We start from the raw sequence: 25928 nt of genomic DNA, 5'->3' as shown, positions 1-25928 counted from the left end.
GAATCCAGGATGTTTAACTATATGCCAGTCTACTTTATTCATAGCATACCAGCGTGGAGAAGGTGTCGCCGGGAGGCGACGGATGAGGTTTAAACCCCATATTTATGGCTACATTTTAACAAACTTCCTCAGTCAGTCCTACGGACTGCCAGCCCCTACAACGTTTTGCGGCCGCATCCAAACAGCCCGACAAATTCTGCAAGTGGCTGTTTGGTCAATAAGGCCCATGCGATAGCTGCCTGCAAAGCAAGTCCTTAGGACGCAGCTGCGCAGCTAGCAGCAAACCGCTCAGGGGCCAGTCTTAGGCCATACTGGCCATGTGTAGAACGGGTATTGAGAAAGCATCATAGTACGTAGATGATTGCAATATCCATTTTTTACCCCTCACAGGTTGCCGTGGAACTCCCTGACCAATTATGGTAAAATAATAAGTCAGAGTCTAATTTGAGGAAACCTGTCATATAGGAGAATATTCATGGAAAGAAATGATATAGAATTACTGGCCCCGGCTGGCACCTGGGAAGCCTTGGAAGCTGCCGTTAACGCTGGCGCCAACGCCGTCTACCTGGGAGGCAGCAGCTTTGGTGCCCGGGCCTACGCCGACAACTTCGGTCCCGACGAACTGAAGCGGGCCATGGAGTTTGCCCATCTGCACGGGGTGCGGATTTTTGTTACGGTAAATACCCTGGTGGACGACGAGGAAATGCCCGCCCTGGGGGATTACCTGACCTTTTTGAGCAATATCGGTACCGACGGCATCATCGTCCAGGATATGGGCGTTATCCGGCTGGCCCGGAAAGTGGTGCCGGAGCTGCTCCTTCACGCCAGCACCCAGATGACCGTTACCAATTCGGCCGGTGCTATTTTCACCTGCCACACTGGCATGGTCCGGGCGGTGCCTGCCCGGGAAACCACCCTGAAGGACCTGAAGACCATCTGCGAAAAGACCCCGGGAGAGATTGAGACCTTTATGCACGGCGCCCTGTGCATCTGCTACTCCGGCCAGTGCCTGATGAGCAGCCTGATCGGGGGCCGCAGCGGCAACCGGGGCCGGTGTGCCCAGCCCTGCCGGCTGCCCTATACCCTGGTGGACAAACAGGGGGAGGACCTGCTGAGCCACGTAGATGCAGGCCATTACCTTTTGAGTCCCAAGGACCTGAATACCCTGGACGTGCTGCCCCAGCTCATTGAGGCAGGGGTGCGCTCCTTTAAGATTGAAGGCCGGATGAAGCGGCCGGAATACGTGGCAGTGGTTACGGATATTTACCGCCGGGCCATTGACAGCTACTTTGCCGGCAACTACCACGTGCCCGAGGAAGATCGGAAGAACATCGAACAGATTTTCAACCGGGACTTTACCACGGCCTACCTGGAAAAGAAGCCGGGCCGCACCATGATCAGCGACCGCCGGCCCAACAACCGGGGCGTGCTTATTGGCCGGGTGGCTTCCCTGTCCAAGGACTTTGCTACGGGAACCATCAAGCTGGACAAGGACCTGCACCTGGGCGACGGCCTGGAGTTCTGGGTCAGCGTAGGGGGCCGGGTAGGGACCACGGTGGAAAAAATGAAATGCGGAGGCAAGGAAACGGCGGCGGCCCGGGCCGGCAGCCAGGTGACCATCGCCGTACCCCGGGGCATCCGGTTAAACGACCGGGTGTTTCGGACCTATGATAACGAACTGATGCAGTACGCTGCCCAGTTCTTTGGCCCTGACCACAAGCACCGGCTGCCGGTAAGCGTACTGGTCACCGCCCATTTGGGCCAGCCCATGATCGTGACCATGACCGATGAGGACGGCAACCAGGGCTATGGCCAAACGGAATTTATTGTGGAAAAGGCCCGGAAACACGCCCTGGACGAAGCCGCAGTCCGGAAACAGATTGACCGGTTGGGAACCACCGAGTTCTCCCTGGGCGAGCTGATTCTGGAAGTGGATGACGGGGTCATGGTGCCCATGAGTGAAATCAACGAAGCCCGGCGCCTGGCGGCAGAGCAGCTGACCCACAACCGGCTGGAGGCCTTCCTGCCCAGCCGGAAGAAGGTCACCTGGCAGAACGCCTGGCTGAAGGAGCGGGAAAACCATACCCTGCGCAAGCACAGCGAACTGGCGGTCCATGTGGATACCCTGGAAAAGGCCAAGATTGCCCTGGATGCCGGCGCCGATGTGCTGATTCTGGGCGGGGACAGCTACAGCCTGCCCCTGCTCCGGGCCCAGGACTACCAGACCGTGGCCGGCTGGGCCAAAACCAGGGGCAAGCAGTGGGTGGCCGCCACCTCCCGGATTGTCAGCGAAGGCCAGCTGGGCTACTTTGCCCATGCGTTTAAGGAATGGAAAGAGTGGGGCGCGGACGGGTTCCTCCTGGCCAATAATGGTCTGGTGGAAATGGCCCGGGAAACCGGCGTTCCCCTGTGGGCCGATTACGGCCTGAATATCTTTAACAGCCAGAGCATCTTGTTCTGGCTGGAACAGGGCTTTGCCGGCGTCACCCTGTCACCGGAACTGACCCTTGCCCAGGTGGGGGGCCTGGTGCGGAAATCCCCGCTGCCGGTGGCCTGCCTGGCGGAAGGGGCCCTGGAAATGATGGTGTCCGAATACTGCGTCACCGGCAGTTTCCTGGGGCACCTGGACAAGGGCAGCTGCAGCTATCAGTGCAAGCAGCCCACCTACCTGGAAGACCGGAAGAAGGAACACTTCCCCCTGAAGCAGGACCAATACGGCCGGATGCACGTGCTGAACGGCCATTTCCTGTCCATGCAGGCCCATGTAAAGGATATGGAAAAACTGGGCATTGCCCAACTGCGCCTGGACCTCCGGAGCTACACCCCGGAAGAAGTAGGAGTGACGGTAGCTACCTACCGGGGGCTTCTGGACGGGGAAAGCCGGGTGGAGGAGAATCCGCCCCATACCACCCGGGGACATTATTTTAGAGGAGTCTTATAATGGCCAGATTTGCCGTAAATACACTGGAATTTGATAAAGTCAAAGAAATGCTGGCAAAGGAGGCCGGTACGTCCCTGGGACGGAAACTGGCCCTGGAGCTCCAAAGCTCCTCCAGCTTTGAAAAAGTGAAACTGGCCCAGGAAGAAACCGCCGAAGCCCTGCGGCTTTTGGAGGAAGGCCAGCGCCTGCCCCTAGGCGGCATGAGCGATATTACCGCCATGGTAAAGCGCACCCGGGTGGGGAGCATCCTGGAGCCGGAAGAATTCAAGGCCATTAACGATACCATTGAAGGGCTCCAGCACCTGAAAAAGTTTCTGGTGGAACTGGAGGACGACTACGCAGCCCTTCGGACCTACGGCCCGGAGCTGGGGGATTTCTCCCGGCTGATGAAGCAGTTAAACTCCGCTTTGGACGAAAAAGGGGATATCAAGGACAACGCCTCCGTGAAGCTGGCCGGCCTGCGCACCGGCATTCTGGTGGCCAAAAACCGGGTGAAGGATAAGTTAAATGCCATCCTCCACGACCCCAACAACCAGAAGTACTTCCAGGACGCCCTGGTTACCATGAGAGAGGAACGGTACGTTATTCCCATCAAGCAGGAATACCGGCTGAACTTCCCCGGGGTGGTCCACGACCAGTCTTCCACCGGGGCCACCCTGTTCATCGAGCCTATGGCGGTGGTGAACCTGAACAACGACATCAAGAAGTACCACCTGGAGGAGCAGGCGGAAGTGGAACGGATTCTGCGGAACCTGACCAGCCACGTGGGGGCTGAGGCGGACAATATTCTGAGCTCCCTGGACGTAGCTGCCAAGGTGGACCTGATTTCCGCCAAGGCCAATATGGCCCAGCACCTCCACTGCTGCCGGCCTATGATGGGTACGGCCCAGCGGGTGCGCATTACCAAGGGCTGCCATCCCCTTTTGGATCCCCAAAAGGTGGTGCCCCTGGACATTACTCTGGGGGACGGCTTTACCACGCTTCTCATTACCGGCCCCAATACCGGCGGTAAGACGGTAGCCCTTAAAACCGTGGGGCTTTTTGCTCTGATGGCCCAAGCGGGGCTCTTTGTACCTGCTCAGGAAGCGGTGCTGCCGGTCTTTGGCGGGGTCTATGCGGACATTGGCGACGAGCAGAGCATCGAGCAGAGCCTGTCCACCTTCTCCGGCCATATGAAGAACATGATCAGTATCCTGGACGAGGTCCGGGAAGGGGACCTGGTGCTGGTGGACGAAGTGTGCGTGGGGACCGACCCCACCGAAGGTGCGGCCCTTGCCATGAGCATGATCCAGTACCTGTACGACAAGCACGTGCTCACCATTATGACCACCCACTACAGCGAACTGAAGACCTTTGCCTACGAACACGAGGGCATGGAAAATGCCAGCGTGGAATTTGACCCGGAAACCCTGCGGCCTACCTACAAGCTGCTGATGGGCGTGCCGGGCAGCAGCAACGCCTTCTACATCAGCCAGCGGCTTGGCCTGCCCCAGGAAATCCTGGACCGGGCCAAAACCTTCATCGGGGAAGGGCACAGCAATATGGAACGGGTGCTCCAGAACCTGGAAGGGGAACGCCGGGAATACGAAAGCCGGAAGGAAGAAATCGAAACCCTCCGCCGGGAAACGGAATACCTGCGCAACGAGCTGGTCCACCAGAAAAACGAGCTGGATAAGAGCAAGAACGCCATCCTGCGCAAGGCCCGGGAACAGGCCGACGAACTGTACCGGAACGCCCGGAAGGAAAGCACGGCCATTCTGAAGGAACTCCGGGCCAACCAGAATATCGTGGAAACCACCAAGGTGGAAGAACTGGCGGAACTGTCCCGGAAAATCCTGAACAAGAACTTCTCCATTGACGGCAAACCGGTGCCGGAAGGTCAGGGGCTCACCAGCGGAAACGCCGCCGTGGGCAAGCACGTGTACGTGAAGAAGCTGGGCCAAAGCGGGGTCATCGCTGCCATTAACGGCAATGAGGTCACCGTCCGCATTGGCATTATGAAAATGAACGCCCGGATGAAGGACTGCCTGCTGCTGAAGGAAGAAAACCAGCCGGCCAAAACCTCCACCCATAAGACCCTGCGCCGGACCACCAGCCAGAGCCATAACCTGTTTGTGAAGAAGGCCCAGGACGCCACGGTCCAGATTGATGTCCGGGGCAAAACCGTGGACGAGGCCATTCCCTATGTGGATAAGGCCATCGACGATGCGCTTCTGGCCGGCATGGAACGGTTCCGGCTGGTCCATGGCAAGGGCACGGGCATGCTGCGCAAGGGGCTTACTGAGTACCTGAACCAGCATCCCAACGTGAAGAAAACGGAAATCGCTCCCCAAAGCGAAGGCGGCTTCGGTGCCACCATTGTGTACGTGAAATAGGGAGCTGTACAGAAACCAAAGAAATATTGCGGTTCCTGCCCCGTCATGTTATAATATAGGGCATGAACGAATTTCATACTTGTGCGATGAACAAGAGAGTAGCTTGCAGTGGAAAGGCACAGAGAGTGCGGAACAGGTGAAAGCCGCACCCGGACCGGCAGGTGAAGTTCACTTGGGAGCATTCGGGCTGAACGGAGTAGGCCCGGCGCTGGCCCCGTTACCGGCTAAAGAGTACAAAATAGGGTGGTACCGCGAACCTTCGCCCCTAACCAGGGGTGGAGGTTTATTTTTTTAGGAGGCGTTGCTATGAGTGACAAGCTGCAGGAATTGCGGGAAAAGATCCAAAAGGATCTGAGTGAAGTAAAGAGCGTAGAAGACCTGAAAAATATCCGTGTGCAATACCTGGGCAAGAAGGGGGCCTTGACCTCCATTCTTCGTACCCTGGGGGACGTGGCTGCGGAAGAACGGCCGAAAATCGGCAAAATGGTCAACGAAGTCCGGGCCAAGATGGAGGAACGGATCAACGAACAAATGAAGGTGCTGGAAGCCCGTCAAATGGAAGAAAAACTGGCTGCCGAAACCTTGGATATTACCCTGCCCGGCCGTCAGCCGGCTTTGGGGCACCTGCATCCGGTAACCCAAACCCTGCGGGAAATCAAGAAAGTCTTTATGCATATGGGGTTTGAGGTGGAAGAAGGCCCGGAAGTGGAAACCGACTATTTCAACTTTGAAGCCCTGAACCTGCCCAAGGACCATCCGGCCCGGGATATGCAGGACACCTTCTACATCACCGAAGATATTCTGATGCGTACCCAGACCTCCGGCGTCCAGGCCCGGACCATGCAGCAAAGACCGGGGAACACCCCCATCCGCATGATCTGCCCCGGCACGGTATACCGGAACGACTACGACGCCACCCATTCTCCCATGTTCCATCAGGTGGAAGGCCTGGTGGTGGACAAGAACATCAGCCTGGCTGACCTGAAGGGCACCCTGGAACTGTTCTGCAAGGAAATGTTCGGCTCTTCGGTAAAAATCCGCCTGCGCCCCAGCTTCTTCCCCTTTACGGAACCTTCCTGCGAAGTGGATATCAGCTGCGTGATCTGCGGCGGCTCCGGCTGCCGGGTCTGCAAGAACTCCGGCTGGCTGGAAATTCTGGGCGCCGGCATGGTGCATCCCAACGTGCTGCGCATGAGCGGCTATGACCCGGACAAGGTCAGCGGCTTTGCCTTTGGTATGGGCGTAGAACGGATTGCCATGCTGCGCTACGGCATCGATGACCTGCGTCTGTTCTTTGAAAATGACCTGCGGTTCATCCGCCAGTTTTAAATAGGAGGCAAAGCGAATATGTTAGCATCGATCAATTGGTTAAAACAATATGTAGATATTACCCTCTCTCCTGAAGACCTGGCGGAGAAACTGACCCGGGCCGGCCTGGAAGTGGAGCAGGTCATTCACCTGGGCAAGGGCCTGGAAGGCGTTATTACCGGTAAGGTGGCCCAAATCGAGCGCCACCCCAACTCCGACCATTTGTGGGTGTGCCAGATGGATCTGGGCCAGGGAGAACTGGTACAGATTCTCACTGGTGCCCAGAACGTGAAGCAGGGGAACCTGGTGCCGGTGGCGGTGGTAGGCTCCACGCTGCCCAAAGGCATGACACTCAAGAAAGCCAAAATGCGCGGCTTGGATTCTAACGGCATGCTGTGCAGCGCCGAGGAACTGGGCATTGATGCCAAACTCCTGCTGCCTGAACAGCGGGAAGGCATTTTCATTCTGCCGGATACCACTCCCATCGGCGTGGACGTCAAGGACCTGCTGGGCCTTAACGACGTGGTGCTGGATATTGACCTGACCGCCAACCGGGGCGACTGCTTCAATATGCTGGGCCTGGCCCGGGAAATTGGGGCACTCACCAAGGTACCCGTGCGGCTGCCCGAACTGTCCACCTTGGACGCTGCCGGCGGCAACGTGGCAGACCTGGGCAAGGTTTCCATCGAATGCCCGGACCTGTGCTCCCGGTTTGCCCTGCGTATGGTAAAGAACATCAAGGTTACCGAATCTCCGGAATGGATGCAGAAGGTGCTGCGGGCTGTGGGCATCCGTCCCATCAGCAATGTGGTGGACGTGACCAACTACGTGATGATGGAACTGGGCCAGCCCATGCATGCCTATGACTACGACCAGGTGAAGGACCATACCTGGATTGTCCGCCGGGCCAAGGAAGGGGAAACCCTGGTGACCTTGGACAGCCAGAAACGGGACCTGACCCCGGATATGATTGTTATCGCTGACCCGGAAAAGGCCATTGGCCTGGGCGGCGTAATGGGCGGTCTGGCTACGGAAGTGACGGACAAGACCGTGAACGTCATGCTGGAATCCGCCACCTTCCATGGTCCCACCATCCGCCGCACCTCCAAAGCCCTGGGCCTGCGCAGTGAAGCCTCCCAGCGGTTTGAACGGGGCGTGGATACCATTACCGACCACGATGCCCTGAACCGGGCGGTGCACCTGTTGGAAGAAATGGGTGCCTGCCAGTCCGTGGCCGGCATTGTGGAAGCCTACCCGGTGGAAGTAAAACCGGTGGAAATCAAGGCTGTGCCCGCTGCCCTCCGGGGACGCATTGGCATGGACATTTCCGATGCCGAAATGGAAGAAATCCTCACCAACCTGAACTTTACCGTCAACAAGGAAGCTGACGGCTCCTGGCGGGTAATCGTGCCCACCTGGCGTAAGGACTGCACCTGTGATGCGGACCTGAGCGAAGAAGTGGCCCGGATGTACGGCTACGACCGGCTGCCCTCCACGCTGCCCCAGCTGGATATGGCAGGCGGCGGCCAGGCTCCTGTAGAAGACGTGAAGGACACCATGCGGGATTACCTCACCGACTGCGGCTTGAACGAAATCATGAGCTACACCTTTATCAACGCAAACTGCTTTGACAAGCTGGGCCTTCAGGCAGACGACGCCCGGCGCCAGGCAGTGCAGATTATGAACCCCATCAGCGATGACTTTAAGACCATGCGCACTACCATGGTGCCCAGCCTGCTGAACACCGCTGCCTACAACCAGGCCCGGCAGAACGACCGGATTGCCCTGTTTGAAGTGGGCCGGGTATTTATCCCCAAGGGCCTGCCCATTACGGAGCAACCGGAAGAAAAGACCCGCCTGTGCATTGCCCTGAGCGGCCGCCGGAACGAACTGAACTGGACGGAAAGCAAGGACAGCTTCGACTTCTTTGATCTGAAGGGCGTTTTTGAAGGCCTGATGGAAAAACTCCAGGTCACCGGCCTGACCTACCGGGCTGCCGATGAACCCTTCCTGCATCCTGGCAAGAGTGCCTACATTGTCTATAACGACAACGTCATCGGCTTTTTGGGTGCTGTCCATCCCCAGGTCCAGGAACGCTTTGGCCTCAGCAGCGAAACCTACGTACTGGAATGCGACGTCAACTGCCTGACCGAAGCCGCCAAACGGGTGCCCCAGTTCACCCATATTCCCCAGTTCCCCAACACCTCCCGGGATATTGCCGTAGTGGTGCCCCAGGAAGTATCCGCTGCCGACCTTCAGGAAGAAATCCGCAGCCAGGCAGGGCCGCTGCTCACCAGCGTCAAACTGTTTGACGTGTACACCGGTAAACAGGTGAAGGAAGGGTGCAAGTCCGTAGCCTTTAGCCTGACCTTCCAGGACCTGAATAAGACCCTCCAGGACCAGGAAATCGATCCTATCATCAAGAAGGTAGTGGACCATGTCCAAACCACCTTCCAGGGCATTTTGAGAGACTAGGGTACAGCAAAACTCAATTGAAAAAGTGGCAGAAAAAAGGCAAGAAAAAAACTAAAAAAAATTTAATTTTTCTCTTGCCAAACCTGCCCAACTATGATAATATATACACCTGTCAGGGAACTGACAAAAAACAAATGGCCCAGTAGTTCAGTTGGTTAGAATGCCGCCCTGTCACGGCGGAGATCGTCGGTTCGAGTCCGTCCTGGGTCGCCAATGCGGAAGTAGCTCAGTGGTAGAGCACCACCTTGCCAAGGTGGGGGTCGCGAGTTCGAATCTCGTTTTCCGCTCCACAGGAGTATAGTTCAATGGTAGAGCTACGGTCTCCAAAACCGTCGATCTGGGTTCGAATCCTAGTACTCCTGCCATTAGAATTGAACGATTTGGCAGCTGGCCAAATCAAAGATATAGTGCTTTAGAAAAAAGCGAAACCCCATCTGCTTGCAGATGGGGTTGTTTTTTGCGTGTGGGGAATGGGGGGATTAAGGAGCTGCACAAGGTGCCATGCTTTTTGCGGCGCTGGCGCCGCAATTGCCTTCTCCTTAACAGTGTGCTGCTTGGCGCGCACTGTTAAGGGGAAGGAAAAGACCCGCTCTGGCCGCAGAGCGGGTCTAGGATGGGGCTCACCCGGGACTGTTGGCAGACTGAGTCCGCACTGCCAGCAAATGGAAAAATAGAAAAAGCCCTTCAGATAGCGGCGAATGTAATTACAATCTTGACCGGATTAATTACGATAATCGCTTATCTGAAAGGCTAACACAGAGCAAGGGACAGGGCACTGCCCTTCCCCTTCTTCATTTTCATTATAGCATTAGGAACGAAAAAAGCTACCTGTTTTTTTAGGTAGTGCTGGCTGGTCCTTAGCGAGGAATTTCCTGCGCAGGCTGAACTAGCACAGTTGATGCAGATCTACTGAGAAAATGTTGACATATACAGAATTGGTTAATAAGTACCAATGAACCGGGGAAATAATGTATAATAAAAGTGGAAAATGGAATTATTCTGAAAGAATTATAGGAAATAAGGTAGTTGGCCGGTTGCGTGACAGAAGAACAGAGAAAGAATCAGATACTACGGGCTTTACAATCCATTATCCAAAGAAAGGAACTCCTATCTTGCCAAGGTGGGTGAACGAGAATGAAAAAACTATATGATTATTTAAATCAAAATGTAGAACTAACTGATGTAAATGGAAAAATTTGGAAGGGGTATGTAGCTGATTATTATCCAGCTGGTGAAATTGAAGACGAGGAAGATGAATCTATTATTTTGGAATTTCCCGGAGTAAAGGATAGGTGCTATAGGTTCTATATAGAGGATATCAAATCAATAGAGAAAATTAATTAGGTCCCCTGCTTCGGCAACAGGCTTTTCTTATGCCTGATTGGACGTATGAAAGAGGCGCTAACAGTAATGTTAATAGGGGACAGGAGCGAACTATTGTATGTATTGATGCGCAGACTGAAATAGTACAACCAAAATGGGCCGCTGATTTACTGCTAGAAAAGTTGACCGCTATGGCAAAAAAACAAGTCGAAAGAAGGGAATGCCGTTAAGCATTCATTGTTTGTTTTATAACATTGTTTTCTTTGGTGAGCAATTGATAATTTTCCACTGTATTTTCATTGTAATACTATTTATTTGTAATAATTTAGCCGTGAGGCAGAAATCCCAATGGACCACTGCTTGCCATGTATTTGCAATCGCCCCCTTTATAGGTAACAACATGTCAAAGTTCATTATGCGGTAGATAAGTTTGGCAAGATATGGTCAGCAGAGTATAATGGGTAAAAATGATAGAACCTCACTAGGCTAAGTGCTTATGAGGAGAAATTGATTTGGCATATATTTGTGATGATCCTATATGTGACCCAGTATGCGATTTTTGCTGGTTTTGTGAGCACGATGAAAACGGAGTTCCTGTTTTTTGCAAAAAGGGCAAGGAGGACAATTTTGGTGAAGGCCTGGGGTATTGCGATGAATTTCGATGTGCATTACACGAGTCGAACCCTTTTAGCAAAGATGCCTCTAAAACAAAATAAGCGTATGTATTTTCCATCTTTTTGCTTCCTGCAACTCCCTCTTGAGAAATTCTCCTTAACGGTCTAGACTGTAATTGACGACGGGGCTGGGGTTTATGCTGCTCGGGAGGTGAATTGCAAGTGAAGCTGAAGTTCACGGATCTGTGTATGGTGGTTCTGGCGGTGGGGGTGTACTACGCTGAGGTGGAGCAATATCTGCGGTACGGGGTATGGTTCCTGTGCGGGTTTTATATTCTCGGCCGGCTGCTGGAGCTGGTACGGAAAACGAAATAACGGGTTTAGGGCAGGAGTCAGGGCAGCAGTCAGGCTGCGTTTTGGCTCCTGCTTTTTTATGGGAATTTCTTTCTTGACAAAATAGACCGATTGGTTTATTTTATAACAAGCGAGGAGGGATACTATGAAAAAAGGGGAAGCAAGCAAGGAGCATCTCATTGTCTGCGCTGGGGATTTGTTTTGGCGCAATGGTTATGAGGCAACGGGTTTAAGCGATATTTTGAAGGCCTCGGGGCTGACCAAGGGGTCCTTTTATTTTTATTTCAAATCCAAAGAGGAACTGGCGGCAGCGGTGGTGGGCTATTACCACCGGGTGGTTTTTGAGTGGCTCCAGGGCTTTGCAAAGGCTGCGGCTTGGGAGACTTTTGTTCCCCGGTTTATGAAGCCCATGCAGGAGGGGGCGGCTGCCGGCAGGCATTATGGCTGTCCTATTGCGGTGGTGGGCATGGAGGTGGCCTTTTCCCATCCGGAACTGGGAAAGACCTATATGGCCGCGATGGAGGAGCTGCAAAGGCTTTTTCAACAGGTTCTCCTGCAATCGGGGCTGACCCAGGAGCAGGCAGGGCCTTTGGCCGCCCGGCTCTTTGCCCTTTACGAAGGGGAACTGCTGCTGTTTCGGCTGAGCAGGGACCCGGAGCGTCTGGTGGAAATGGAACAGCAGCTGCTGGCTGTGTACCGGGAATATAGAAAGCAGTATTGCTAGAAGGGTGGAACAATGGAAAAGAACATAACGGGAGCTGCCATTCATGCAGCGGCTCTGGAATATGGCTATGACAACTGCGGGGTGATTCCCCTTTCTGCACTAGAGGGCTACGGCGAGAGGCTGCGGGAACGGGAAGCCAAGATTCCGGAGAGCAAGGCGGTGTATCAGGGACTTAGCGGGTTTACCCGGTTGCAGGAGGATTATCCCTGGGCCAAAAGCGTGCTGGTCTGCACCAACTGGCTGGGCAAGTACCGTTTTCCCAAGGAGCTCCAGGGCAAATACGCCAAGTCCTTTCTGCTTTCGGCGGATTCCCTGCCGGACAGCCCCCAGCGCCAGCAGAAGCTGGCTTTTGAAGCCTGGCTGACGGAGCAGGGAGTGCGGTTTTTGGGTGGGGAAACCCACCTGCCGGCTCGGATCCTGCCCTTGCGGTATGCGGCGGTGGCAGCGGGGCTGGGGATTTTTCGCAAGAACAATTTTTTCTACGGGGAAAAGGGCTCCTATTATGAACTGGAAGGGTACCTGCTTGACGTTTCCTGCGAGTACCGGGAAAGCCACAATCTCAGGCCCTGCGCCGATACCTGCAAGGCCTGCCAGAACGCCTGCAAAACCCACGCCCTGTGCGGGCCCTACACCATGAATCCCCTGTCCTGTGTGTCCTTTTGGACCACCTTTGGCGGGGGCCAGGTGCCGCCCCATTTGACGGCGGAGCAGTTTGGCTCCTGGATTTGCGGCTGTGATGCCTGTCAGGACGCCTGTCCCTACAACTGCCGGCAGGATTGGCAGCAGGGGGAACCGGTGCCGGAGGTGGAGGCGGCAAAAGAGCTGCTGCTGCCGGAAAACCTGCTCCAGGCGTCGCCTGAGGCTCTGGTGGAACAAGTGGTGCCCCTGATGGCAGACCATATCCGGCCGGAGGAAACAGGAACTCTGCGCACCTGTGCCGCCCGCTGCCTGGAAAACGAGGCAAGAGCCTAGAATACTTTATAAGAAACACCACCTGAGGGGCTGCTGTCCTTTGGGTGGTGTTTTTTCGTGGGCCGATTCCGGGGCACAGCTTCTTTACTCTCACCAAAGCTGTGGAAACAATTCACGCAAATTTGTGCAAAAGGGTAACTTTTTGGCCGAAACATTTGCAAAATGTCAAAAAGTCAAATATAATAGAGTACAAAGGAGGTCCTGCTATGCGGAATATAGCAGATGTTATCGAACAATTCATTATCAGCGAACTTTTCGCCAATGAACAAGACGCCGTAAACGTCAAAAGAAGCCAGCTGGCCGAGAAACTTTCCTGTGCCCCGTCGCAGATTACCTATACACTGACCACCCGCTTTACCCCAGAGCGGGGGTTCGAAGTTGAATCCAAACGGGGAAATGGCGGTTTTATCCGGATTATCCGGCTGCCCCAGCAGGAGCCAACCCAGGCGCTGCTGCCGCCGGCAGAAACCCAGACGGCCCGGCAGATGGTCAACGCCCTGGCGGCCCACAAATTCATTACCAACCGGGAAGCCAGCCTGCTGGAATACTTTTTGGCCGTATTGGGTGACCATATGTCCGAAAAGGATAAGCAGCATATGGTGAAGACGGCCTACAAACTACTGAGTCGGGAGGACGAATAACTGTGGCTAAAACCCAAACCCGCTATGTGTGCCAAAACTGCGGCTATTCTTCGGTAAAATGGCTGGGCAAGTGTCCGGAATGCGGCACCTGGGATTCCCTGGTGGAGGAGGTGGACAGCGCGCCTACCAAGCAGCGGCCCTCCTACCTCCAGACCGCGGAACGGCCCGTGCCCAAAACCATCAGCCAGGTGGCCAAGGTCCACGTGGAACGGCTGACCACCGGCATCCAGGAATTTGACCGGGTGTTGGGGGGCGGCATTGTTCCCGGCTCCCTGATTCTTCTGGGGGGCGCTCCGGGCATCGGCAAATCCACCATTGTGCTGGACGTGTCCATGAAGGCGGCGGCCCGGCACAAGAAGGTCCTGTATGTGTCCGGGGAGGAGTCCGAAGCCCAAACGGCCATGCGGGCCGAACGGCTGGGCAAGGCCACGGACAGTCTGCAAATCATGACGGCCACCGAGCTGGGCACCATTCTGGTCCAGGCCCGGCAGAGCCAGCCGGAACTATTGGTCATCGACTCCATCCAGACCATGTACAACCAGGAGCTGGAAACGGCTGCGGGCAGTGTGGGGCAGGTGCGGGAGTGCACCGCCAAGCTGCTGACCTTTGCCAAGGAAACGGGCATTGCAGTGGTGATCATCGGTCACGTAACCAAGGAAGGCAACATCGCCGGTCCCCGGCTGCTGGAACACATGGTGGACGTGGTGCTCCAGTTTGAAGGGGACCGTTCCTATACCTACCGGGTGCTCCGGGCCCTGAAGAACCGTTTTGGCTCCACCAGCGAGTGCGGTATCTTCTCCATGGAGGAGGATGGGCTCCAGGAAGTGTCCAATCCTTCCGGGCTGTTTCTGGAAACCAAGGAGCAGCCGGTGCCGGGCTCGGTGATTACCGCCGTTATGGAGGGCAATCGGCCCATCCTGGCAGAAATCCAGGCTCTGGTCAGCCATACGCCCTTTGGCCTGCCCCGCCGGACGGTGGTAGGGGTGGACTTTAATCGGGTGAATATGCTGCTGGCGGTGCTGGAAAAGCGCTGTGGCATGAATTTCGGCGACCAGGACGCCTACGCCAGCTGCCTGGGAGGCATGAAAATCAAGGAGCCGGCGGCGGACCTGGCCATTTTGGGTGCTTTGGTGTCCAGCTACCGGAACCGGGCCATTCCCACAGGGGTACTGGCCATTGGAGAAGTGGGCCTGACCGGGGAGCTGCGCCGGGTGGGCATGGTGGACCGGAGAATCCGGGAAGCGGCCCAGCTGGGCTTCCGCAAGTTCATTGTGCCCCGGGGAAGCTTCCCCAAAGGGAAGAAGCTGCCGGCAGCCGGCATCGTGGAAGCAGGTTCCGTAGAGGAAGCCATTCAAGCTTTCTATAGCGACTGAGAAATTTGGCCGCTTTCTTTGGAATAACGTGTTGACATATGTATTGCTATAGTGCTATAATCTAAAATTTGACTTAAACTGGGGTTTTGTGGTAAACTATAAGAGCTGAAGTTTTATTTTTTTTTAATCCTGTAGGTAAGGAGGCAGGCTCGATGTTTACTGTAGGAGACAAAGTACTGTACCCCATGCATGGTGCAGCCGTGATTAAAGATGTAGAAAAGCGCCAAGTCAATGGTCGGCCCGTGAATTATTTTATTTTAGATATGTTGCTTAGTGATATGAAAGTCATGATCCCAGAAGTGAATGTTAACAAAATTGGCTTGCGGCCTATAGTGAACAAACAGGTTATGCCGGAAGTGGAAGATGTGCTGAAAGCCCGTCCGGAAAATGTCATGAAGAAGATTACCTGGAATCGCCGCTACAATTTATATGTAGACAAAATGAAAACCGGGGATATTTTCCAGGTGGCCGATGTGGTCCGGACCCTGTCCGTCCAGGAAAATGACAAGAAATTGTCCACCGGGGAGCGGCGCCTGCTCACCACCGCCAAACAGATTCTGCTCAGCGAAGTGATGCTGGTAGAATCCGTAGATGAGCAAAAGAGCGAAGCCTGGCTGGAACAATTTATATAATGTGCAAAACGTTACAAATTTAAAAAGGGAGATTGTTTGAGAAAAGGTTTTTCTTTGACAATCTCCCTTTTTCTGTTTTCTTTCAGTGGGGCTTATAGTACAATAAAAGGATAAAGTCAAATAAAGGAGGTGAGAATAATGATTGAAAAAATTACAAAATGTCTCATCATTTTGGTTTTTGCCGTCATCGGTGTATTGCTGTCGGAATTTGTTTCCAGCATCTTGGTGGATTATATTGGCGTTGAAGTCCTGAAAGTGGGATTTTTGGGCGTCACCGTCCTGGATCTGGTCATGGGTGTGGCAGGTGTCCTGATTTTTGCCTATATTGGCAAGCTGGCCGCTCCTACCATCAACCGGAATATCCTGCATTTTTCGGAAGCCATGGCTACGTATTTGGGAGATTTGCCCACCAGCGATATTTTTGTGCTGTCCATCGGCGTGATTTTGGGCCTGGTGGTTGCCGCACTTTTGGGAACGTCGTTTTCCCGGCTGCCCATTGTGGGGCCGTACATTTCCCTGATTTTCAGCATACTGGGTGCACTGGTAGGGGCCAAAGTGGCGCTTAACAAACGCGCAGATATCATTTCATTTTTTAACCGGCTGTGGTTTTCCCGGAACAAGGACAACGCCAAGAAAGCCAATAACCGGAACGTTTCCCGCACTTATAAATTTCTTGATACCAGCGTTTTGATTGACGGCAGAATTTTGGAGGTAATCCGTCTGGGCTTCCTGGAGGGCGTGGTGGTCATTCCCAAGTTCGTCCTGGAGGAGCTGCAGAAAATTGCGGATTCCGGGGATACGCTCAAGCGGAACCGGGGCCGGAGAGGATTGGATATCGTCCGGGAAATTCAAGCCAACAAAGCGGTGGAAGTGGAAATCAGCGATCGGGATTATGATGATATCACCGAGGTGGACACCAAGCTGGTCCGGCTGGCCCGGGAGAAAAACGGCATTGTGGCCACCAATGATTTCAACCTGGCCAAGGTAGCAGAGATTCAGGGGGTCAAAGTCCTGAACATCAACGACCTGGCCAATGCCCTGAAGCAGACCCTGCTGCCGGGGGAAGAAATCCAGCTGTATCTGGCCAAGGACGGGAAGGAACCCGGCCAGGCCATCGGGTACCTGGAAGACGGCACCATGGTGGTGGTGGAAGGCGGCCGGAAAGCCGTGAACTCCACCCTGCCGGTGATTGTTACCTCCGTGCTGCAAACCTCTGCAGGCCGGATGGTCTTTGCCAAACTGAAATAAGGACGGGTGCATATGAACCAACTCTATATCATCGTGGCTGCGGCGGGGATGGGCAAACGGCTGGGATTGGGGTATAATAAAAATTATGCCCATTTGGCCGGGATTCCCATCTTGGTCCGCAACCTGCACCAGCTGAGCCAGGTGCCTGGGGTGGCCCAGGTCCTGGTCACGGTGGCCGCAGGGGAGGAAGCCCAGGCAAAGGAGCTGCTGGATCACTATGCGGCGGCTCAGTACCCCGGCCTGTCCTACACTGTGGTAACTGGCGGCAAGGAGCGGCAGGATTCCGTTTCCCACGCCGTGGACCAGCTGCCTGATGCTCCAGCCTGGGTGGCCGTCCACGATGGGGCACGGCCCTTTGCGGACGCCCAGCTGTTTAGCCGGGTGTGGGAAGCTGCCAGGGAAAGCGGGGCGGCCATTGCGGCGGTGCCCTGCAAGGACACCATCAAGCAGGAGGCTGGGGGACAGGTGGAGAAAACCCTGGACCGCAGCAAGCTGTGGGCCGTGCAGACACCCCAGATTTTTTCCCTGCCCCTGCTGAAGGAATGCTACGCCTACGCCAAAACCCATCCGGTGGCGGTGACGGACGATGCGTCCCTGGCAGAAGCCCTGGGACACCCGGTGACGCTGGTGCTGGGCTCCTACAACAACCAAAAAATCACCACGCCTTCCGACCTTGCCTGGGCGGAGGGGCTGGTGCAGGGAAAGGGTGCTGAGAACATGAAGTTTCACGTGGGTTCCGGGTACGACGTGCACCGGCTGGTGCCCGGACGGAAATTGATTTTGTGCGGGGTAACCATTCCCTATGAACTGGGGCTGGACGGCCATTCCGATGCGGATGTGGCACTCCATGCCCTGATGGATGCTCTTTTGGGGGCAGCGGGCCTGGGAGACATTGGCCGGCTGTACCCGGACCAGGATCCTGCGTTTTTGGGCGCCGACAGCCGCAAATTGCTGGCGGACGTGGTGGCCCGGGTGAAGGAGAGGGGCTGGCAGATCAGCAACGCCGACATCACCATCATTGCCCAAAAGCCCAAGCTGGCTTCCTACGAGCCGGCCATGCTGGCCAACGTGGCAGCTGACCTGGGGTTAGCTCCAGAAGACGTGAACGTCAAGGCAACCACAACTGAAAAACTCGGTTTTACCGGCAGAGGGGAAGGTATCGCTGCCGAAGCCGTGGTCAGTTTGATTCAATAATCTATTACATACTTGGGAGGAAGAATTCATGGATAACAATTTGAAAGTTCGCTTTGCACCAAGCCCTACCGGGCCGTTCCATATTGGGGGCGCTCGTTCTGCCCTGTTCAACTGGTTGGTAGCCCGGAAAAACCACGGCACCATGCTGCTGAGAATTGAAGACACCGACCAGGACCGTTCCAAACCGGAATGGGAAGAAAATATCAAAAACGCCCTGAAATGGCTGGGCATTGACTGGGATGAGGGCGTAGATGTAGGCGGCCCCAACGGTCCGTACCGCCAAATGGAACGGCTGGACATCTACAAGAAATACACCGATAAACTGCTGGCGGAAGGCAAAGCCTACTATTGTTACTGTACCCCGGAAGAACTGGAAGCAGAACGGGAAGAACTGAAAGCCCAAGGCAAAATGCCCCGCTATATGGGCAAATGCCGGAACCTGACTCCGGAACAGCGGGCCCAGTACGAAGCCGAAGGCCGGAAACCCACCGTGCGGTTCCGGGTACCGGAAGGCCAGGACATTGTGGTCCATGATATGGTGCGCGGCGACGTGCATTTCGAATCCGACGGCATTGGCGACTTTATCATCGTCAAGGAAGATGGGATTCCCACCTACAACTATGCGGTGGTCATCGATGATGCCCTGATGAAAGTCAATATGGTTATCCGGGCTGAGGAACATCTGTCTAATACCCCGCGGCAGCTGCTGCTGTACGATGCCCTGGGCTTTGAAAAACCCAAGTTTGGCCACATTTCCCTGATTTTGGGCAAGGACAAGAAGAAAATGTCCAAGCGCCATGGGGCTACTTCCGTGGACCAATACAGACAGCTGGGCTACCTGCCCGATGCCATTGTGAACTTCCTGGCCCTGTTGGGCTGGGCTCCCAATTCCGAACAGGAAATCTTCAGCCGGGAAGAACTGATTGCCCAATTCGATATGGCCCATGTTGCCAAGAATCCGGCTGTGTTCGATATTGAAAAGCTGAACTGGCTGAACGCCCACTATATGCGCCAGATGACCGATGAAGAATACATTGCCTTTGCCAAACCTTTCATGATCCAGGCTGGCTATATGACCGGGGAAGAAACCGGTGACAAGGCTGAATGGTTGAATAAGGTCATCCTCACTGCCAAGGACCAGGCTGAATACGGTGCCCAGATTCCTGGCTGCGTAGAAATGTACTTCAACGATGAATTTGACTTTGAAGTGGACGAAGAAAAGGGCGTTCATGCAGTAGATGCCCTGAAGGCCGAAACCGTTCCTACGGTTATCGCTTCCTTCCTGGCCAAACTCCAGGCTGCAGAAACCCTGGACCACGCCAGCGTAAAGGCCATGTTCAAAGCGGTACAGAAAGAAACCAAGCTGGGCGGCAAATTCGTGTTCATGCCTGTGCGGGTAGCCCTGACCGGCAACCAGCATGGTCCGGAACTAGCCGAAATGATTCCGCTTTTGGGCGCTGAACGGGTGACCAAGCGCATCCAGGCCAGCCTGAAAAAAGCCGGCATCAGCCTGTAACGAAAGGAGAAACTATGAGCACTCTGCGTGTTTATAATGATATGACCCGGAAAAAGGAGGAATTCGTTCCTCTGGAACCGGGCAAGGTAAAGATTTACGTCTGCGGCGTAACTCCCTACAACCATCCCCATATTGGCAACGCCCGCCCCTTTGTGGTGTGGGACGTGATTCGCCGCTTCCTGGAGCATGAGGGCTACGATGTGACCCATGTGCAGAACTTCACGGATATTGACGATAAGATTATCCGGGAAGCCAACAAGGAAGGGGTTACCTGGGATACCATCTGCAACCGGTACATCAAAGCCTATTTTGAAGTCATGGACAAGCTCCATGTGAAACGGGCCCACATTTACCCCCGGGTTTCCGAACACATTCCTGACATCATCAAGACGGTGGAAGCCCTGATTGCCAACGGCTACGGCTATGTGGTGGACGGGGACGTGTACTACCGGGTAGAAAAGTTCGAACACTACGGCGAACTCAGCGGCCGGAATCTGGAAGATATGCTGGCCGGCGCCCGGGTGGACGTGGACGAACGGAAAGAAAATCCCATGGACTTTGCCCTGTGGAAAGCCGCCAAACCCGGCGAACCCTCCTGGGACAGCCCCTGGGGCAAAGGCCGGCCGGGCTGGCACATTGAATGCTCTACCATGAGCACCAAGTACCTGGGCAACACCCTGGACTTCCATGGGGGCGGCAGCGACCTGATTTTCCCGCACCATGAAAACGAAATCGCCCAATCCGAAGGGGCCACCGGCGTCCATCCTTTTGTCCGCTACTGGGTCCATAACGGCTTTATTACCATCAACTCCGAAAAAATGTCCAAGTCCCTGGGCAACTTTATGACCGTGCTGGATATTCTGAAGGAATACGAACCGGAAGTGGTCCGTTACTTCATCCTGAATACCCATTACCGCAGTCCACTGGACTTCAGCGATGAACGGCTGGAAGAAGCCAAACGGAGCCTGGAACGGCTGCGCACGGCCCAAAACAACCTGAAGGAAATCGAAGCCCAGATTAACGCTGGTCCTGACGCCGAGAGCCTGGCCCTGGGCCAAAAGGTGGCAGAAATCCGCCAGGGCTTTATGGACGCCATGAACGACGACTTCAATACTTCCCTGGCCATCAGCTACCAGTTTGCCCTGGCCAAGGAAATCAACGTCTACCACAACGCCATCCTGGCCGGCACCAAGAAGCCGGACGGCAAATTGGTGGACCAGATTCACAAGGTCTGGAGAGAAATGGCCGATATCATTGGGATTCTGGAAGATGTACCGGCAGCAGGGCAGGAAGGCGGCGCCGTCACTAACGAAGAAGCTGCCATTGCTGCCAAGATTGAGGAAAGACAAGCTGCCCGGAAAGCCCGGGATTTCGCCAAAGCCGATGCCATCCGTGACGAACTGGCAGCCCAGGGAATCATTTTGGAAGATACGCCCCAAGGCGTGCGGTGGAAGAGAAAGTGAAATTTGAACAATACCAGAAAATGAAAGATCATGTCCTGACCGTCTGCTCGGAGGAGTTGGCGGTTCAGGACCCTAAATTATTGCACCCGGTGGTCCTGGCCTACATCGGGGACGCTGTGTTCTCCCTGTACGTGCGGCTGCGGCTGACGCCGGCTTCGTCCCATGTGCAGGTGCTCCACGAACTGGCTTCCCGCATGGTATCGGCTGTGATGCAGGCCAAAGCCATGGATGCTCTGGAGGGGGATCTTTCGGACGAGGAAGAACAGATTGCCCGGCGGGGGAGAAATACCAAATCCACCGTGCCCAAAAGCGCCAGTGTCCGGGAATACCGGCAGGGTACCGCTTTTGAGGCCCTTTTGGGATATCTGTATCTGACCCAGCAGAAGGAACGGCTGGATGACATCATGCACCGTTCTTTTCTTTTGATTCAGGAAGCCATGCTGGACGAAAGAAAAGCAAAGAAAGGAAAATAAAATGATCAGCTGTAAATTAATCCGCTATACGCCGGAACCGGATCGGACCGTTGCCATGAGCGCCCATTTGTGCTATTCGCCCATTGGGGCCCAGGAACTGGAAGAAACCATGACCGACAAGCAGGTGGCGGGACTGATTAAGCGGCTGCGGGAAATGGGGCATACTTCTACCTTTGAGCACGTAAGCTTTACCTTTGCCATCGAAGGGGTATCCCGGGTACTGACCCACCAATTGGTGCGCCACCGCCTGGCTTCCTATTCCCAGCAGTCCCAGCGCTATGTGAAGGAACATGATTTTGAAACCATTTTGCCTCCTTCCCTGGCGGCAAAACCGGAATATAAAAAACAATTTGATGACCTGTGCCAACGGATTCAGGATTTGTACAACGAATGGACGGAAGCCGGCATTCCTGCAGAAGACGCCCGGTACATTCTGCCCAACGCCACGGAAACCAAGATTGTGGTCACCATGAATGCCCGCAGCCTGCTGCATTTCTTTGAGCTTCGCTGCTGCAACCGGGCCCAGTGGGAAATCCGGGCACTGGCCAATCTTATGCTGGCTGAAGCACGTCAGGCGGCACCCCTGCTCTTTGCTGTGGCCGGTCCTACCTGCGTGACCCAGCGGGTTTGCCATGAAGGCAAAATGAGCTGCGGCCGCCTGGAAAAACTTCTGGCCGAAGACGCCAAGGAACAGCAGCATGGGGTATAAAGCCATTACCGAAATCCAGGAAGAAGTGCGGCAGTGGGACCTGATTCTGGACCTACCGGACCAGATTGGTGCCTTTACCAAGAAGCTCACGGACTATATTGACGGCCAGGTGTTGTATATTTGCCGTTATGAGGCCCCTGAGCTCCGGGCTACCCTGGATATTACCTATACCACGGAAACCTTTGATTACATCCTGGTACGCACCATGGGCATGAATACCTATCGGGATATCCGGTTCATCTACAAGGAACGGGATATCTTTGCCCAAAAAGTGAAAAAGTACCTGCCCTCGGTGCTGCAAAGCATGGAGGACCCTACCAGCGTCAACCTGGGGGAGATGGTGGAGGCCAAACACCTGCCGGAGTGGGAATACGGCAAACAGCTGCCGAAGCAAATCGGCTCCTTTGAACTGTATATCCGTCCGGACAAGGCCATTGACCATATCAACGGTTCCATTATCCTGATTGACTATACGGACTTTGACCGCAAGGACCAGCTGATCATCATGTACAATCGGCTGCGCAACCAATTTTTTGGAGAAGTGAAGATTGGCGGGGTATTCCACGCCACCTCGGAGTTTGACAGCTATAGCCTGAAAGAGCTCCAGGAGGCTCTGGAGGCCCATCTGGAGCCAACCTTGCAGTGGGTGACAGAGGCCGATCATACCCTCTGAAAAAAATTCCAAAAAAAAATAAAAAAAGTTTGGAAGAATGCTTGACAGATTTGGCAAAATACCGTATACTAACAAAGTCGGCAACGCACGATAACAAATGCAAAGCTGCAACGGCCCAGTAGTTCAGTTGGTTAGAATGCCGCCCTGTCACGGCGGAGATCGTCGGTTCGAGTCCGTCCTGGGTCGCCAACATGCCTCGGTAGCTCAGTTGGTAGAGCAAGGGACTGAAAATCCCTGTGTCCGCAGTTCGATTCTGCGCTGAGGCACCATTTTTAAGCGGAAGTAGCTCAGTGGTAGAGCACCACCTTGCCAAGGTGGGGGTCGCGAGTTCGAATCTCGTTTTCCGCTCCATTTTTTAAGGCGACATAGCCAAGCGGTAAGGCAGAGGTCTGCAAAACCTTTATCCCCAGTTCGATTCTGGGTGTCGCCTCCAATTTTGTATTTTCGCCGAGGTGGCGGAACTGGCAGACGCAAGGGACTTAAAATCCCTCGGAGAGTGATCTCCGTACCGGTTCGATTCCGGTCCCCGGCACCATTATTATATAAACACTGAAACAGACTTCCAAGGTGGGAGCCTGTTTTTTGTTATAGGTACAATTTTGGAAAATGCGTGTTTTTGGACAATGTTTTCTTAGAGTAGGCAGCAACTTTGTTTTACGTGACAATTTCTGGTAATTTTCCCTGGAAACTGTGCATTTTATTTCCGGCCCGGTCATTGTACAATGGAATCATTCCAAGCTTAGAGGAGATTGATATCCATGACCATAAAACGTGTACTTGCCATCCATGATCTGTGTTCCTTTGGCCGCTGTTCTTTGACTGCTGCCATGCCTGTGATTTCTGCCCTGGGCAGCCAGGTGAACCCGTTCCCCACGGCCCTCTATAGCAACAACCTGACCTATGGGGAGTTCTATAATACGGATCTGACCAGTCACATGAACCCTATGATGGACCAATGGGAAAAGCTGAACCTGCATTTTGACGCCATCTACAGCGGGTTCTTGGCCAATGCCGCCCAGACCGCTCTGGTCCGGGACGCCATCCGCCGCTTTGCCAAGGACGGCCAGCTGGTAGTGGTGGACCCTGCCATGGCTGATGACGGCAAGCTGTACGTGGTCTTTGACCAGACCATGGTGGAAGAAATGCGCAAGCTGGTGGCAGAAGCTACCTTGATTACCCCCAACTATACGGAAGCCTGTCTGCTGACCGGCACCACCTGGCTGGACCGGACGCCAACGGAACGGGAAATCCAGGACCTGTGCCAGAAACTGCTGGATCTGGGACCCAAACAGGTGATTATCACCTCCGTGCCGGGCAAGCCGGACGAAATCCAGGTGGTCAGCCAAAGCGCCGGGGAAGTGGGGTACCACTCCTATGTGGTGAAACGGATTCCCTTTGGCACCTGCGGCACCGGGGACGTATTCACCAGCGTGGTTACCGGCTGCATCCTGAAGGGCAAGTCCCTGGAAGAAAGCGCCAAGATTGCCGCTGACTTCCTGGAAGTGGTCATCCAAAGCACCCTGGATTCTGGCAAGGATCCCCGGGAAGGTGTCCAGCTGGAAGACAAGCTGCCCCTGCTGCTGAAACTCTAAAGCAAAACTCCAAATGCATCTGTATTTTCCACGGGAAACCTTTGCGGTCCCGTGGAATTTTTGTTATGTGGAAAGTTCCAGGCCCTTGGAGAGGGGCCAAAAACACTACTATGTCAAAATGTGAGGAGCAGACTGTATGGTAAAGACTTTGCTGAAATGTACGGCAGCCCTGGTGGCTGCAGTGGGCGTCTTTGGCTACTGGTTTGTGAACCAGCCCCAAATGGATCCCCTGATGACCCCGGAGCGGAAGGCCCGGATAGAAGCTTCGCCCCATTATGTGAACGGCCAATTTGTGCCGGAGACGCCCCATACCCCGGTGACGCCCTCCTGGTCCTTCTGGAAGGAGTTTTTGTTCCCCACCCCGGGTAAGACCATACCCCCAGGGCCCATGGTCACCCAGAAGACGGATTTGAAGGCACTGGACCCTAAGGAAGATGTGGTGGTCTGGCTGGGGCACTCCTCCTTCTATATGCAGCTGGGGGGTAAAAAAATCCTCATTGACCCCATTGCCGCCACCTATGCTTCTCCGGTGCCCTTTGTGGACAAAGCCTTTGACGGCAGCAATGTGTACGGGCCGGAGGATATTCCGGACGGCATTGACGTGATGGTGCTGTCCCACGACCATTGGGACCACCTGGACTACGATTTTGTCCGGGCTATTGAGCCCAAGGTAAAGCATGTGGTTACCGGCCTGGGCAACGGGGGCTACTACGAAAAGTGGGGGTATCCCCTTGCCAAGATTTCCGAGGAAGACTGGAACACCCCGGTGAAAATTGATGAGGGGCTCACCGTTTGGGTGCTGCCTGCCCGGCATTTCTCCGGCCGGCTGCTCCACAAAAACCAGACCCTGTTTGCGGGCTTTGCCTTTATCACCCCTGGGAAGAAGGTCTTCTACAGCGGGGATGGGGGCTACGACGGCCGCTTCAAGCGGATTGGGCAGCAGTTCGGGGGCTTTGACCTGGCCATTTTGGAAGACGGCCAGTACAACGAGAACTGGGCCTCCGTGCACATGATGCCGGAAGAAACGGCTCAGGCCGGGGTGGACCTGGGCGCCCGGGAAGTGCTGCCCTGCCACAACGGCAAATACCCCCTGTCCATGCATAGCTGGGACGAACCCTACAAGCGGATTACCGCAGCTGCCAAAGGAAAGCCCTATTACCTGGCCACCCCGGAAATTGGGGAGCTGGTCCGGGTAGGGGACACGGGACAGAAATTCACCCGCTGGTGGGAAAATATGAAGTGATGCGGTAATTTTGAACTTTTCTATTCTCCTCTTGCTTTTTGTTACCGGCCGCTCTATGATAAAGAACGTTATCATATCGAAACAC

Annotated in this window: 21 protein-coding genes, 8 tRNA genes and 1 other annotated feature; all 29 genes read left to right on the top strand. The window is 54.7% G+C overall.

Features of this window, described 5'->3' with window-relative positions:
• Positions 1-475 precede the first annotated feature (475 nt).
• Positions 476-2941, top strand: a complete 2466-nt coding sequence (locus DW089_RS05905; RefSeq protein ID WP_118286929.1) for a DUF3656 domain-containing protein — start codon at positions 476-478, stop codon at positions 2939-2941.
• A complete protein-coding gene (locus tag DW089_RS05900) occupies positions 2941-5316 on the top strand; it encodes an endonuclease MutS2 (RefSeq protein ID WP_105327278.1) in 2376 nt (791 codons plus the stop codon). The genes DW089_RS05905 and DW089_RS05900 overlap by 1 nt, the downstream gene beginning before the upstream one ends.
• 77 nt (positions 5317-5393) lie before the next feature.
• Positions 5394-5586, top strand: a binding site (T-box leader).
• Positions 5587-5622: 36 nt separating this feature from the next.
• Positions 5623-6645, top strand: a complete 1023-nt coding sequence (pheS, locus tag DW089_RS05895; RefSeq protein ID WP_105327279.1) for a phenylalanine--tRNA ligase subunit alpha — start codon at positions 5623-5625, stop codon at positions 6643-6645.
• Positions 6646-6663: 18 nt separating this feature from the next.
• Complete coding sequence (gene pheT / locus DW089_RS05890) at positions 6664-9099, top strand: phenylalanine--tRNA ligase subunit beta (protein ID WP_118286928.1); 2436 nt, start codon at positions 6664-6666, stop codon at positions 9097-9099.
• 136 nt (positions 9100-9235) lie between these two features.
• Positions 9236-9312 (top strand) — tRNA-Asp (locus tag DW089_RS05885).
• Between the two features lie 2 nt (positions 9313-9314).
• Positions 9315-9389 (top strand) — tRNA-Gly (locus tag DW089_RS05880).
• Position 9390: 1 nt separating this feature from the next.
• Positions 9391-9464 (top strand) — tRNA-Trp (locus DW089_RS05875).
• A 603-nt stretch (positions 9465-10067) separates the two neighbouring features.
• Positions 10068-10250: a polymorphic toxin type 50 domain-containing protein gene (locus DW089_RS11795; RefSeq protein ID WP_118286927.1), complete on the top strand. Its 183-nt coding sequence runs from the start codon at positions 10068-10070 to the stop codon at positions 10248-10250.
• Positions 10234-10443 (top strand): hypothetical protein, encoded by a 210-nt coding sequence (locus DW089_RS05865; protein ID WP_105327534.1) that lies wholly within the window; start codon positions 10234-10236, stop codon positions 10441-10443. Before DW089_RS11795 ends, DW089_RS05865 begins: the two co-directional genes overlap by 17 nt.
• An 815-nt stretch (positions 10444-11258) precedes the next feature.
• On the top strand, positions 11259-11411 hold the full coding sequence (locus DW089_RS11335) for a hypothetical protein (RefSeq protein ID WP_158572327.1): 153 nt from the start codon (positions 11259-11261) through the stop codon (positions 11409-11411).
• Between the two features lie 124 nt (positions 11412-11535).
• The gene (locus DW089_RS05855) at positions 11536-12114 is read left to right on the top strand and encodes a TetR/AcrR family transcriptional regulator (RefSeq protein WP_105327325.1); all 579 of its coding nucleotides are present in this window, start codon (positions 11536-11538) and stop codon (positions 12112-12114) included.
• Between the two features lie 12 nt (positions 12115-12126).
• A complete protein-coding gene (locus DW089_RS05850) occupies positions 12127-13086 on the top strand; it encodes an epoxyqueuosine reductase (RefSeq protein ID WP_105327326.1) in 960 nt (319 codons plus the stop codon).
• Positions 13087-13292: 206 nt separating this feature from the next.
• On the top strand, positions 13293-13727 hold the full coding sequence (locus DW089_RS05845) for a CtsR family transcriptional regulator (RefSeq protein ID WP_105327327.1): 435 nt from the start codon (positions 13293-13295) through the stop codon (positions 13725-13727).
• Positions 13728-13729: 2 nt separating this feature from the next.
• A complete protein-coding gene (gene radA, locus DW089_RS05840; RefSeq protein ID WP_105327328.1) occupies positions 13730-15100 on the top strand; it encodes a DNA repair protein RadA in 1371 nt (456 codons plus the stop codon).
• A gap of 152 nt (positions 15101-15252) precedes the next feature.
• On the top strand, positions 15253-15732 hold the full coding sequence (locus DW089_RS05835) for a CarD family transcriptional regulator (protein ID WP_105327329.1): 480 nt from the start codon (positions 15253-15255) through the stop codon (positions 15730-15732).
• 138 nt (positions 15733-15870) lie between these two features.
• Positions 15871-16980 carry a PIN/TRAM domain-containing protein gene (locus DW089_RS05830; protein ID WP_118286925.1) on the top strand — a complete coding sequence of 370 codons (1110 nt, stop codon included), beginning with the start codon at positions 15871-15873 and terminating at the stop codon, positions 16978-16980.
• Positions 16981-16992: 12 nt separating this feature from the next.
• Positions 16993-18174 (top strand): 2-C-methyl-D-erythritol 4-phosphate cytidylyltransferase, encoded by a 1182-nt coding sequence (ispD, locus tag DW089_RS11725; protein WP_118286924.1) that lies wholly within the window; start codon positions 16993-16995, stop codon positions 18172-18174.
• A 28-nt stretch (positions 18175-18202) separates the two neighbouring features.
• Positions 18203-19690, top strand: a complete 1488-nt coding sequence (gene gltX / locus DW089_RS05820) for a glutamate--tRNA ligase (RefSeq protein ID WP_118286923.1) — start codon at positions 18203-18205, stop codon at positions 19688-19690.
• Positions 19691-19704: 14 nt separating this feature from the next.
• Positions 19705-21153 carry a cysteine--tRNA ligase gene (cysS, locus tag DW089_RS05815; RefSeq protein ID WP_118286922.1) on the top strand — a complete coding sequence of 483 codons (1449 nt, stop codon included), beginning with the start codon at positions 19705-19707 and terminating at the stop codon, positions 21151-21153.
• A 20-nt stretch (positions 21154-21173) separates the two neighbouring features.
• The gene (locus DW089_RS05810; protein WP_233547568.1) at positions 21174-21626 is read left to right on the top strand and encodes a Mini-ribonuclease 3; all 453 of its coding nucleotides are present in this window, start codon (positions 21174-21176) and stop codon (positions 21624-21626) included.
• Between the two features lies 1 nt (position 21627).
• The gene (gene thyX, locus DW089_RS05805; RefSeq protein WP_105327335.1) at positions 21628-22335 is read left to right on the top strand and encodes an FAD-dependent thymidylate synthase; all 708 of its coding nucleotides are present in this window, start codon (positions 21628-21630) and stop codon (positions 22333-22335) included.
• Positions 22325-23008, top strand: coding sequence for a hypothetical protein (locus tag DW089_RS05800; protein ID WP_105327336.1), 684 nt, complete (start codon positions 22325-22327; stop codon positions 23006-23008). Before thyX ends, DW089_RS05800 begins: the two co-directional genes overlap by 11 nt.
• Before the next feature lie 112 nt (positions 23009-23120).
• Positions 23121-23197: transfer RNA gene (locus DW089_RS05795), tRNA-Asp, on the top strand.
• 4 nt (positions 23198-23201) lie between these two features.
• Positions 23202-23277 (top strand) — tRNA-Phe (locus tag DW089_RS05790).
• 7 nt (positions 23278-23284) lie between these two features.
• Positions 23285-23359 (top strand) — tRNA-Gly (locus tag DW089_RS05785).
• Between the two features lie 8 nt (positions 23360-23367).
• Positions 23368-23441, top strand: a tRNA-Cys gene (locus DW089_RS05780).
• Between the two features lie 13 nt (positions 23442-23454).
• Positions 23455-23543 (top strand) — tRNA-Leu (locus DW089_RS05775).
• Positions 23544-23766: 223 nt separating this feature from the next.
• The gene (locus DW089_RS05770) at positions 23767-24600 is read left to right on the top strand and encodes a pyridoxamine kinase (RefSeq protein WP_105327337.1); all 834 of its coding nucleotides are present in this window, start codon (positions 23767-23769) and stop codon (positions 24598-24600) included.
• 136 nt (positions 24601-24736) lie between these two features.
• On the top strand, positions 24737-25843 hold the full coding sequence (locus tag DW089_RS05765; RefSeq protein ID WP_105327338.1) for an MBL fold metallo-hydrolase: 1107 nt from the start codon (positions 24737-24739) through the stop codon (positions 25841-25843).
• Positions 25844-25928: the final 85 nt, after the last annotated feature.

This window comes from Acidaminococcus sp. AM05-11 (assembly GCF_003472805.1).
GTDB classification, from domain to species: Bacteria; Bacillota; Negativicutes; order Acidaminococcales; family Acidaminococcaceae; genus Acidaminococcus; species Acidaminococcus hominis.
The sequence above is the reverse complement of the archived record's forward strand: the minus strand, read 5'-3'. Positions and strand labels throughout refer to the sequence as shown.